The organism is Arthrospira sp. PCC 8006 (genome assembly GCF_046480465.1).
Taxonomy (GTDB): Bacteria; Cyanobacteriota; Cyanobacteriia; order Cyanobacteriales; family Microcoleaceae; genus Limnospira; species Limnospira platensis.
In genome coordinates this window covers 1-12,302 of the sequence record NZ_PKGG01000163.1, presented here as the reverse complement: position 1 = coordinate 12,302, position 12,302 = coordinate 1, and the positions used below count along the sequence as shown (strand labels likewise).

10 protein-coding genes, 1 other RNA gene and 2 pseudogenes are annotated in these 12,302 nt (G+C 47.8%); 12 read left to right on the top strand and 1 reads right to left on the bottom strand.

Translation table 11 applies throughout. The features are described 5' to 3' along the window. Positions 1–5 precede the first annotated feature (5 nt). The 9 genes and pseudogenes from B9T16_RS19865 to B9T16_RS19825 form a co-directional block, all read left to right on the top strand. Positions 6–221: pseudogene (locus tag B9T16_RS19865) on the top strand (zinc ribbon domain-containing protein); the annotation flags it as partial. Between the two features lie 27 nt (positions 222–248). Next, on the top strand, positions 249–1,373 hold the full coding sequence (locus tag B9T16_RS19860; RefSeq protein ID WP_035737108.1) for a hypothetical protein: 1,125 nt from the start codon (positions 249–251) through the stop codon (positions 1,371–1,373). A gap of 128 nt (positions 1,374–1,501) precedes the next feature. Further along, entirely contained in the window at positions 1,502–2,254 is a 753-nt protein-coding gene (locus B9T16_RS19855; protein WP_410245577.1) for an MORN repeat-containing protein, read from the top strand. 168 nt (positions 2,255–2,422) lie between these two features. Further along, on the top strand, positions 2,423–2,656 hold the full coding sequence (locus B9T16_RS19850) for a photosystem I reaction center subunit IV (RefSeq protein ID WP_317270373.1): 234 nt from the start codon (positions 2,423–2,425) through the stop codon (positions 2,654–2,656). Positions 2,657–2,756: 100 nt separating this feature from the next. Beyond that, positions 2,757–3,671, top strand: a complete 915-nt coding sequence (locus tag B9T16_RS19845; protein WP_410245576.1) for a DNA-formamidopyrimidine glycosylase — start codon at positions 2,757–2,759, stop codon at positions 3,669–3,671. 217 nt (positions 3,672–3,888) lie between these two features. Continuing rightward, a complete protein-coding gene (locus B9T16_RS19840; protein ID WP_006616587.1) occupies positions 3,889–4,104 on the top strand; it encodes an NAD(P)H-quinone oxidoreductase subunit O in 216 nt (71 codons plus the stop codon). 215 nt (positions 4,105–4,319) lie between these two features. After that, positions 4,320–5,303: a malate dehydrogenase gene (mdh, locus tag B9T16_RS19835; protein ID WP_006616588.1), complete on the top strand. Its 984-nt coding sequence runs from the start codon at positions 4,320–4,322 to the stop codon at positions 5,301–5,303. Positions 5,304–5,446: 143 nt separating this feature from the next. Continuing rightward, positions 5,447–5,841, top strand: a transfer-messenger RNA (tmRNA) gene (ssrA, locus tag B9T16_RS19830). 214 nt (positions 5,842–6,055) lie between these two features. Further along, entirely contained in the window at positions 6,056–7,459 is a 1,404-nt protein-coding gene (locus B9T16_RS19825; RefSeq protein ID WP_410245575.1) for a recombinase, read from the top strand. Between the two features lie 227 nt (positions 7,460–7,686). Here the strand turns inward: B9T16_RS19825 and B9T16_RS19820 are convergent, their stop codons facing one another. Continuing rightward, positions 7,687–9,537, bottom strand: coding sequence for an SUMF1/EgtB/PvdO family nonheme iron enzyme (locus B9T16_RS19820; RefSeq protein ID WP_410245574.1), 1,851 nt, complete (start codon positions 9,535–9,537; stop codon positions 7,687–7,689). A gap of 1,152 nt (positions 9,538–10,689) precedes the next feature. Between B9T16_RS19820 and B9T16_RS19815 the strand changes: the two genes are divergently transcribed. From B9T16_RS19815 to B9T16_RS19805, 3 genes and pseudogenes are all read left to right on the top strand, one after another. Further along, positions 10,690–10,761, top strand: a complete 72-nt coding sequence (locus B9T16_RS19815) for a group II intron maturase-specific domain-containing protein (RefSeq protein WP_071941266.1) — start codon at positions 10,690–10,692, stop codon at positions 10,759–10,761. A 71-nt stretch (positions 10,762–10,832) separates the two neighbouring features. Further along, a pseudogene (locus B9T16_RS19810) lies at positions 10,833–11,429 on the top strand (IS607 family transposase). Further along, positions 11,398–11,508, top strand: a complete 111-nt coding sequence (locus B9T16_RS19805; protein WP_410245578.1) for a helix-turn-helix domain-containing protein — start codon at positions 11,398–11,400, stop codon at positions 11,506–11,508. The pseudogene B9T16_RS19810 and the gene B9T16_RS19805 overlap by 32 nt, the downstream one beginning before the upstream one ends. Positions 11,509–12,302: the final 794 nt, after the last annotated feature.

Genomic DNA, 12,302 nt, shown 5'->3' with positions numbered 1-12,302 from the left:
AATAAACCAGCAATACCTGTACTCACTGTGGTAATATGCATTCCCAGCTAGGTGGCTCAAAAGTGTTCCGATGTCCTGAGTGTGGGTTCACTCTACCCAGGGACTGGAACGGTGCTTTTGGAATCTTTCTAAAAGCTTTGCGGGATACCGCCTCTGTTACCTTAACGGGTAATAGTGCTATCGTCGCATTGTCAGGCAATAGCCGGATAAATGTCGCGTAAATGTATCAGCATCATTGGGGATAGGCAATGCGTAAAGTTCTATTTGTGATTGTAGCGGGGGTTTTATCACTCTGGCTAGGGGGTTGTGCTTCGGAGCCACCGGAGGAGGAAATTACATTGACTCCAACTCCCACAGAAGAAACAACCCCAGTTGACCCATCGGAAGAGGAAACTACAGCAGAAACACCATTTGAAGATCCTCTAGTTACTGAAACTCCTCCGCCAGAAGCAGGTTTGATTCAGTCTACCAAATCAGAGGAACGATTGAGACAGCTTCTGCCCGGCAGAAATGGAGTACCTGCTGCACCGGCAACTATTCCAATTCCTGGTCAACAACTTGACCCCTTTGGACCGATTCCACCGGTTATTGCAGATAGACCCCCAGACGTGCAAGCAGACAGTGAATCGATCGCCTTACCCAGTAAACAAGTGCCTGACCTACCCAGTCTTCCCGTAGCTATGCAACCGCCCCAATGGAGAACTCCTGTTGCCGTTACTACCGTGCCAGGACAGCCCGGAGCCCCCACAGCACAGCCAGGCGCAGCCAACGGACAGCCAGGGGTAGCCAACGGACGACCAGGAGCCCCTACCGCACAGCCAGGAGCTCCTACCACACAGCCAGTGGTAGCCAACGGACGACCAGGAGCCCCTACCGCACAGCCAGGCGTAGCCAACGGACAACCCGGTATTACTGAACCAGCAGCAGGATTACCAGATCTAGCTGTAGCTGGAGTGCCAGATCTGCCTCAACTTCCCCTCACTTCCAGACCACCCGCATGGGTTGACCCCAATGCTCCCCCTCCCGTTGCACCAGCAGCACCCCCTCCACCCCCTCCACCCCCTTCCACTGATTTAGCTCGTGCCATAGAAGTAACAGGAGTCCTCAGAACAGGAGATGACACCAGAATTATTGTTAAGGCTCCTAATGAACCCACCAGTCGTTATGTGAGTGTTGGTCAACGCATTGCCGGGGGAGAAGTTCTGATTAAGCGCGTCAAGTTTAGCCGAGACAGCGATCCGATTGTCATCTTTGAGCAGAACGGCATTGAAGTTGCTAGAATGGTAGGTGAGGTTAGCGGACCCCTTGGGGATGAAGCTAACATGATTGTAATGCCACAAACTATCAACAATTTTGTTCGTAATCAGTCCTAACTAACTGGGGGTTGTGGTTATCCTCTGGCTGCCTTGGAGCCATATCCCCGGTGGTTTAGGTTAGTCATTGAACTAAAAATCCTTGGGTTTGATAACCAGGGAATTATCAATGTCATGGGTTTAGTTTTATGTTCAATTTAGTTAAAAAATTTGGCTTTGTTACCCTAGGACCGTTCACCCAGTCTCTCCTCAGCACAATGGCTTTGAGTGGATCTGTTGCTTTGTTAGTCACACTGCCAGCCAACGCCCAAACAGAAGGCGGTCGCCCCCCTATCTGTGAAGGACAACTACCTACCGGCCAGGTGACGTGCAACTATGAAGGGGGAGATAATTTCACCGGTAGTTTTGTCAACGGTCGCCCAGAAGGACGCGGTATCTTTGTCTATGCTAACCGCGATCGCTTTGAGGGAGAATTTCGCAATGGTCTCCCTAATGGTCAAGGTGTGTTTATCTTTGCTGATGATTCCCGTGTCGTGGGAGTGTTTAGAGATGGCCAGATTACTAACGGAACGGTGATTTTTGCCAATGGCGATCGCTATATTGGTGAGTTTCAACTCGTCACAGAAGTCGGTAGCGGTACCACTAGCAGCCAACCCCACGGCAGAGGGCAGTTTGTTTATAGCAATGGCGATCGCTTTGAGGGAAGATTTTTTGCCGGGGGACCCTTTGGACAGGGAACCTTAACCCGCACAGATGGGACTACCTGCCAAGGAGAATTTTTTAATCAAGCCCTTGACGGAAAAGGCAATTGCACCTTCCCTAACGGTTTTCGCTATGAAGGAGAACTGCGCGGCGGTATCCCCCACGGCCAAGGCGTTCTCATTAACACCGCCGGACAACGTTTCCCCGGTACTTTCCGCGATGGTAGACGGCAAGAGTGAAGCGTCGAAGTCACCACAAATCAGCAGTTTTGGGGAAATCTCCCTCACGGAAGCCCCAACCCTGTGGGTAGGTTAGCAATAAAACTTAAAAAACTGAAGTGAATCAGATGGCTGATCCAGTAGTAGGCTGAAGATTAACGCATTTTAGACATAGAGGAAAATAAACCAATGGTTCAACGTGGTTCTAAAGTTCGCATTCTTCGCAAAGAGTCCTATTGGTTCCAAGAAGTGGGAACAGTTGTTTCCGTGGATAAAAGCGGGATTCGCTATCCTGTGATTGTTCGTTTTGATAAGGTCAACTACAACGCCTACTGCGGTGTTGATGGCGGCGTTAACACTAACAACTTTGCTGAAGCTGAGTTGATCGAAGTAGAAGCACCAGCTAAGGCAGCTAAGAAGTAAACTAGACTGATCTCGGCTAATCTCGTGGCGGCAGTGTCAGACAGTCCCTGCCGCCTGTCAATACCTTAATCGCAGCGACTGTATACCTGCTTATTTTTCCGTGCCAGAGTTACCCGAAGTTGAAACCGTTAGAAAGGGTCTAAATCAGACTACCCTCAATCAGCCTATAGTGGGTGCGGATGTCCTCTTAGATAGTGCGATCGCCCACCCCTGTCCTGTGGAATTTATCGCCCAAATCAACAACACTACCATTAACCACTGGTATAGGCGAGGAAAATATCTGTTAGCGCAACTACAAGCCCCATCACAGCCATCAAATCCTATCTTCACATCAAAAGACCCTATCGAGACCCAGACAAGCGACGGGGGCTGGCTGGGTGTGCATCTGCGGATGACCGGACAACTTTTGTGGTGTACTTCTGACCAGTCTCTGCCAAAACATACCAGAGTGAGACTGTTTTTGCCCGAAGAACGAGAATTGAGATTTGTTGACCAGCGGACTTTTGGTAAAATCTGGTTGGTTCCCCCCCATCTGGCGGTCATGGATGTGATTTCTGGTTTGCGGGAATTGGGACCAGAACCCCTTAGCGATGAATTTTCCCCTGAGTATTTAGCCACCAAACTACGGCGCAGCCAAAGACCCATTAAAACAGCTTTACTAGACCAATCTATATTAGCTGGTTTGGGCAATATTTACGCCGACGAAGCCTTATTTTTGGCCAGAATTCAACCCACAACTCCTAGCTGTCGTCTCAGTCCAGACCAACTTAATCGCCTCTATACCCACATTGTCGAGGTTTTGCAAGATGCGATCGCAGACGGTGGCACAACTATTCGTAATTTCCTCAACGTCCAAGGCGTTAACGGCAACTACGGTAGCCACGCCTGGGTTTATCAACGTGGCGGGAAACCCTGTCGAGTTTGTCAAACCCCCATCACTAAAATTAAACTATCGGGACGGGGAACCCATTTCTGTCCTATGTGTCAACCTCAACTCAATTGTGATCTCCCCTAAATCTCGATTGTTAAGATAGATGTTCATAAAGCTACGTCTATCATCTGTAACGGTAAAATGTAATTGGCCGTTCGTTAGATGGGAAGCCGGAACAAGTACAACAGAGAATGAATACCTTGTTTGTAAACATTCGCGTGGCTATCGCACAATCCTTGACATCAAATTAACTCACAAGCCCTTAAAATTTGGGATAGATTCATTTATTATCCTGCTCGCTATGACTATTAAACGCGGAGATTTTGTTCACGCCATTCGGGAAAAATTAGAAAATAGCCTAGAAGTGACCGCCAGCGACTCCCGATTACCTCCCTATTTGTTTGAAACTAAGGGGGAAGTCATGGAAACTAAGGGAGATTATGCCTTTGTCAAATTTGGTCGAGTCCCTACACCAGCTATATGGTTGCGGATTGACCAATTGGAACCCGCTAAATAGCCATGTGCGACTCCATGGGCGATCGGATCACCCGGTTAATCCTATATCCTGACATAACTAGGCTGGGGTACTACTAACACCCCCAGGGTAGGGCATCAATAGCCCATAATCCCTAGGGGCAGTAGGGGAGGCTTCAAATTAGCCCTACCCCTTACCAACCAGCCTTTACTTCCCGTCTGGCAGACCGTTAATCAAAATCTAATTGGTATATGCAGATGGCTTCTAGTATGTTTTTTCCTCCTTCATGTCACCCTACCCAGGTTTCCATCATTGGGGCAGGTAAAGTAGGTGGTACCCTAGCCCAGCGCATAGCAGAGAGTAATGTCGCCCATGTCGTCTTGCTTGATGTCGTCGAGGGTTTGCCCCAAGGGGTCGCCCTAGACTTGATGCAAGCCGGATCAGTCGAAGGTCACGATCGCAAAATTCTCGGAACTAATGATTATGCAGATACTGCTGGATCAGATGTTGTCGTAATTACAGCCGGTCGCCCTAGGACTCCCGGCATGAACCGCAACGACTTGATCGAAACTAATGCCCCTATTGTGGCTCGTGCTGTTACTAATGCGATCGCTAGTTCCCCTAATGCAGTCATTATCATAGTCACCAATCCTTTGGATGTAATGACTTATATAGCTTGGCAGGTCAGCCAAATCGAACCTTTTAGGATTATGGGAATGGCAGGAGTGTTAGACTCAGCTCGCTTCCAAGCCTTTATCGCCACAGAATTAAACGTTTCCGTTGCTGATGTTAATGCAACCGTTATGGGAAGCCATGGCGATTTAATGGTTCCCCTTCCCCGTTATTCTACAGTTAATGGCATTCCCATTACAGAGTTAATGGATACTGAAACCATTAATCGTCTGATTGCTCGCACTCGTAATGGGGGGGCAGAAATAGTCGGACTTCTGAAAACTGGCGGCGCTTATTATGCTCCCGCTTCCTCCGTGCGGACTATGGTAGAATCTATTTTACTCAACCGTCGTCGTCTATTGCCAACTTCTGCCTATCTCAAGGGAGAATATGGCATGAAGGATATTTTCCTAGGGGTTCCCTGTTGGTTGGGATGTCGAGGCGTAGAAGCGGTTCTGGAATTAAACCTGACAGACAATGAACGCGAAGCACTCAACAGTTGCGCTCAATCGGTTCGCGAAGGTATTGAAAAAGCCGATGCCGTTTTGGCTGCCACTGCTGCTGTTTAGCCGCCGGGGGCGGGTCTTAGTAGTGCCATGACGTACCCGCCCCGAAAAAACCCCTCCCCTTCCTTAACTCTTGCGGACCACAGACAGTTTCACCAAAGCCCTTGACAGTCTGGGATTTATCATTTATCATTATTTGTATACACGGGGCATTACTGGTTTCGACAGGACGATCAAACCGACCTTGTGATTCAGGCCGAGAGTGAGCCTCCTCTCGAAAATCAAAGGTTCACAAAAAATGTAAGTGCGAACAACGTCGTACCTTTCGCTCGCGTTAAAGCCGCTGTTGCTTAATAACGAATACCTCCTATAGGTTCGAGCACTCACGGTTTGACTCCGTTAAGGACTGTGGGTTAAACCCCAACGGATGCTTCGGTTAAGCGTTCTCTGGTAGCTTAACTGAAAAAGACTCTACTAGAGAATCCTACCGTCAGGGATAAGTGACGGTTCCCGCCCTAAGGATTAGAGGGGCTATGTCTGTGAACGAGCAGGGCGTAAATAGTCGTTTTGGACATGGGTTCGATTCCCATATGCTCCATTTTCTGTAAAACTTTATCCTGACTGCGATAACTGGGAAAGGCTTAACCCGGTTATCGCATTTTTAAAAACTATTTCACTATTTCCGGTTAACCTTAGCCAGAAGAGGCTTTTAGTGGACAATAGAGGGGTCGAACCCACCATAAAAGCTATAACCCTTACTCTACCGTCACACTGATGCACTCGAAAGCGATCGCATTATTAGGAGTGAGTGTAAAATGAGTACAAGTACAAACAGTACGCACAGCGGTATATATCAAGGTTTTCAAGATATCCTTGAGTTTTTCAACTTATCCCGCCAACAATGTCCCAAGGGTGTCAGGATTAAGCGCAATCGGGGGACAATCCAACTAGACATCACAAACGACCCAGAAACTGGGGGACGTAAGCAACGGGGCTGTAATTGCCAATTTACTCCAGAGGGTATCCGCAAGGCTGTAGACAAGGCTTGGTTAGTCCATAAATCCCTTGATGGACAATTTAAGTCAGTATCTGAATGGCTGGACTGGTACAAGGCTACTATCCTTGATGAATCCAAAGTTCCCATGGAAAACGACTTAATCACCTATCGTCAAGTGTTTAAAGAAATGGAGGATGATTACTTTAATGGGGTACACAAGAACACTAAGCGGAAACGTTCCCGTGATCTGGCTAGTGACCAAAGTTCATTTAAACGCTGTTTTCTTACTGTGTTTAACAAAGTCACAGACTGGGATGTTTATGTGAGCTGGGAGGGTATAAAAGAAGCGTTATATAGCCCGTTACAAGATGGCAGTAGTCCGGTAGGTCATAAAATATTCAAAGACAGATACTACCGACTAAGACAGGTAGCGGAACGTGCTCGATGCAAGAAAGCACTAGAGAAGATGGAAAAGATTGACCCTACCCAGACAGTATTTGCTGAATCCCAAAGTATAGACTTGGATACCTTGCTAGGCTTGCTAGACAAGGAACGTAACACTGATTATGGACGGTTGACAGACAATAATGCTCGTGATGGTTGGTGTTGGGTGTCAGCAATGTGTGCTTTATATGGATTGAGACCATCAGAGATTGCAGCAGGACAAAACTTAACCAAGGATATCACGGTTGACGGCATAACGTTCCCCGCGATAAGTGACTCCAATAACATTGAGTTAGTGTTAGTGATTGGTGAGTTTACTTGCTTTGGTAGTAGCACCAAAACAGGTCAAAGGTTAGCAATACCAATGTCAAAAGACAAGGCTTTGATTAACCGTCTAGGGATTCATAACGTCTGTTTACCTATTACTGAACCTAAGAACCCAGCGGGCTTTAATCGTAACCACAGACAATGGTTAACTAACCATAATTGGGGATTCACCCAAGCATTAGCTTTCCGATATCTAGCCAACCAACTGGGAGAGATGAACGGGATACCACAGGAAATCAGGGCGCGTTCGTTTGGTCACTCGGTAACGGTTAATGACAGCAAGTACAAAAAACGTCGCAACCTTGCCACAGAGTTAGGTATCCTGACACGACATCAAAAGCAGCCATTACCGCTAGATATGGCAAAGCAAGCACTAACCAATCATGGTATCAATCCAGACTTGCCACAGATTAAGGCAATTCTTAGGGTAATATATCAGCTTGATGATTAACCCTCAATAAATCGACAACACAATACCCTCTAGGCTAAATACTTAGGGGCCTTCATTTGGCACTCACTCCTAAATGTGCGATCGCTTTTGAGTGCATCAGTGTGAGGGTAGAATGGGGGTTATAGGTTGTAATTTTGCTTCAAGTCCCGGGTTCCGCATTGGCGAAACCAGGTTGGGCTGGGGGAAGTTGGGTTACGCTGCGCTTCACCCAACCTACATACTACATACTAAGGGCTAAGAGTCGGGGGGGCACAGGCTACCCGAAAACCGAGGCTGTTGACGAGGAAGTCCGGGACGAACCAGTCGCGGAAGGCACAACGGCAGATACCAGGATTGTTGTTCCACGAACCGCCGCGCAGCACCCTCCCCCTCCTGTTTGTGTTGCTCAAAAAGTTGACTAAATATTCAATATAGTTTTGATAACGATTATCGTTACCAGCATCCCACACACCACCATCAGAAGGCGCACCCTTGTAGCTGTCGTGCCAGGGGTCAGCGCACCACTCCCAAACATTCCCGTGGATATCATACAAGCCAAAGGCGTTGGCTTGTTGAAACTGACCGACGGGGGTAGTTTTTTGGCGGTAGGCTCCCTTGGGTCCTGAGCCATAGGTGTAGCTGCCATCATAGTTGGCGAGGTCGGTGCTCAGGGTATCACCGACGTGAAAGGGGCTAGTAGTTCCGGCGCGGGCTGCATATTCCCACTCGGCTTCACTGGGTAATCGGTAGGGTTTGCCGATTCTTTTCGAGAGGCGGGCACACCACTCAACTACATCATACCATGAAACTTTTTCAACGGGAAGATTTAATCCTTTAAATCTTGAGGGGTCTGGGCTCAGGTCCCGTTGGAGTTTGGGGAAACTAGCCACTTGTYGCCATTGTGCTTGGGTAACCGGATATTTCCCCATCAGGAAGGGTTTAATGGTGACTCGGTGTTGGGGTCTTTCATSATCAKAACTTTGTRCTTCACCACTCGGCGCACCCATAATAAAGGTTCCCCCCGGAATCATTACCATCTCCAGRGTYACACCRTTTCCCAGGTCTTCGATAATACATTCAGCCTGACCGCGACGGCAGTTAATTTGTTGTCCCTTTGAATTGACCGTAACGATATCAAATTCAAACTTCTGGGTTGGGGGTTTAGGCGGAGTTTTGATAACTACAGGTTGGGGAGTTGTATTGGTACTATTTTTACGACCAGAATATCCCTGTAAATCTGCCCACACTTCGGCTACAGATTGATAGCGTTTTTTAAAGACTGTCTCAGCCAAACGGTCTAAGATTTTGCCTAATTTATCACTCACCTGATTCCCATTTAAATGCTCACGCCACACCCATTGTGCTTCTAATGGGTCATATAAATTCGACGGACTCGCTTGGGTTAGCAGATATAAACAAGTCACCCCTAAACTATATAAATCACTCCCATATTGAGGTTTTCCCATCGCCTGTTCCGGGGCGCAATATTCCGCCGAACCGATAACCGTTCCGGTGACGCTCAGAGATTTGCTATGCACCTGTTTAGCCGCCCCAAAATCCACGAGGACTAACTTTTTATCTCTGGCGCGTCTAATGATATTTTCCGGTTTAATATCCCGGTGAATTACTTTATTTTGGTGGACGAAATGCAAAACTCTCAATAAATCCTTGAGCAGGGCAATGATTTGATTTTCGGTAAAAGCGCCTTGATTATCTAGCTCCTGTTGTAGGGTTTGCCCTTCGATAAATTCCTGAACTAAATATTGACGGTTATCAGCGGTAAAATAAGCCAAAAGTTCCGGGATTTGGGAATGTTTGCCGAGGAGTTCTAAACGTTGGGCTTCTTGGTCGAATAATTGGGCGGCTTTTTGGAGGGTAGCGGTTCCTTGCGCCTGGGGAAGGAATTGCTTAATCACACAGGGAGGTTTAGAAGGTTTGAAGTCATCGACAGCCAGAAATGTGCGTCCGAACCCTCCTTGTCCGAGGATGCTTTTAGCATAGTAGCGTTCAACCAGTCGGAGTTTACTACCACATTTTTGGCAGAACTGACAACCTTCGGGGTTGCTGTGGAGGCAGTCTGGGTTCAGACACTGGCTCATAATCAGGATGGTTATTGATACCTGATTTTACATTACCATAAATGCCGAAAAGAAACCCGCTTTCTCCGGGAAATGGGGTTTCTCATGGGTGGGAAGTTGGGTTACGCTGCGCTTTACTCACGGCTGGGGAAGTTGGGTTTCGCTGCGCTTCACACCAACCTACATACCTGCGCTTCACACCAACCTACAATGGGAAGTTGGGTTTCGCTGCGCTTCACCCAACCTACAATGGTACACTGGGGAAGTTGGGTTTCGCTGCGCTTCACACCAACCTACACTGGGAAGTTGGGTTTCGCTGCGCTTCACTCACGGCTGGGAAAGTTGGGTTTCGCTGCGCTTCACACCAACCTACATACCTGCGCTTCACACCAACCTACACTGGGAAGTTGGGTTTCGCTGCGCTTCACACCAACCTACACTGGGAAGTTGGGTTTCGCTGCGCTTCACACCAACCTACACTGGGAAGTTGGGTTTCGCTGCGCTTCACACCAACCTACACTGGGAAGTTGGGTTTCGCTGCGCTTCACTCACGGCTGGGGAAGTTGGGTTTCGCTGCGCTTCACACCAACCTACACTGGGAAGTTGGGTTTCGCTGCGCTTCACACCAACCTACACTGGGAAGTTGGGTTTCGCTGCGCTTCACCCAACCTACATACTACATACCACAACATACATACAACATACATAATGCCCGGCTTCTTTGAGAAACCGGGCTTCTGAAATATTGCCAAAAATGGAGCGTATGGGAATCGAACCCATGTCCAAAACGACTATTTACGCCTTGCTCGTTCACAGACATAGCCCCTCTAATCCTCGGGGTGGGAACCGTCACTTATCCCTGACGGTAGGATTCCCTAGTAAAGTCTTTTTCAGTTAAGCCACCAGGGAACACTTAACTGAAGCATCCGTTGGGGTTTAACCCACAGTACCAATCGATTGCCCCGCTTCCTGCCCAGCCTGGTAGTCTATAATCCTAGTCTGGTGATAGCAGGGTTAGCTTCGCTGTAGAGAATGGCCGCAATCGCGTCAAGGTGTTGCTGGAGTTGAGCTGGTTTCTGAGAATCCATGAGTAGAGGGAGGGTGAGTGGTGCCTCGCTCATTATGTAGGGCTGTGGGTGAAGGTTGCACTAAGTACAATCACTCATTTCCTAACTGAGATGCACCCTGATAAACAAACTAAACCCGATTATTTGGGGATGGTCTAATTACTATTCAGGAGCATGATTTCATCTCAAATTAGGTTAACATTTTACGGCAATACGGTATAATAAGCGAGAAGAGTTGAGGATAAACCTATTGCCAGATACGTCAAACCCAAGGAAGCGGCCCAAATCCTTGGAGTCCATGAAAGAACACTCCGCAGATGGGACGAAAATGGCTCAATCGAGACCATTAGAACCCCCGCTGGGCAACGACGATACAACGTTGAGTCATATACTGCTGCCAAATCAGGCAGTGACAAACGCAAAGTCGTTATCTATGCCAGAGTTAGTAGCCGCGCCCAGCAGTCCGACCTCAACCGACAGGTGGCCGCACTGTCCAACCTCTACCCCKAAGCAGAAGTCGTCTCCGAAATCGGAGGCGGGCTCAACTTCAAGGGAAAGAAAATGCTGGCCTGACTGGKACAAGTCTTGTCAGGAGATGTCCGCATGGTTGTCGTTGCCCACCCAGACCGATTGGCCAGATTTGGATGGGACTTGTTTCGATGGCTCTGTGAGCAAAACAGGTGCTCACTCATGGTTCTCAACGAGACAAGTCTCAGTCGAGAACCAGAAATGGTTGAGGACATCCTCGCCATCCTCCACTGCTTCAGTTCCCGATTATACGGACGGAGTCAATACAAAACTCAGGTCAAAGAAGATCCGGATTTACCCCAGCCCAGAGCTAAATAAAGTCTGGCGTAAATGGCTGGCCGCTTGTCGGTATTGCTACAACCAAGCAATTGGTGCGAGACGTTCAGGCATAAAATAAGGTTGAAATACCTGAAATAACCGCCTGGTGGGGACTTCAACCCCTTGGTTGAATATAAGGAGCGCACTCGTGACCATCCTCATAACTGTTTATATGTCCCAACGATTAGTATCCCACGATACAAATCAAGGCAGGGAACCCAAGGTCAAAACAAACTAACTCATACAAATTACTTATATAAATTCTACAAATAGATAAGTAGAAGTTAGATATTCAGGGTAACGGCGATAGCCACCCCCAGTTTTGGGAATCACAACCCCAGGATTGAAGCGGGGAACGGAAGGCTCCAAGGTGTAACCCAACACCAGAATCGAGACCACTGCCAACCATCCATGATTAGGGAAACCGAATGTCCGGCTTGAACCATCGTAATAATGAAGTAGCGAAATAGGTTGATACGCTGCGCTCAAAAGAGTAAGGGGAAAAGTAGGATAATCTCGTCAATACCTACACAGACCTTTAAAAGTACCCCGGTGGAGAGGACAAATCTAAAGATGGAATGCCCATATAAACGGAACGTTTTAAATCCTCTTAGACTCTGATTATCTGGTCGAGATATCAGTAGGGATAAGTGTAACCGCAAGTCTYAGAGGATGTGAGATGTGACCAGAAGCCAACGCCCTGCTGTAATRGTAGGGATAGTGCGATACGTTTAGGAGTCAAATAAGGCTGCAATGCCTGAAATAACCTCCTAGTGGGACTTTCCCCCCTTTGTGAAAAATATGACTCGTCCCCTGACCATCCCMTAACTGTTTATATGTCCCAACGTTTGGTATAAAAATATACAAACAAGG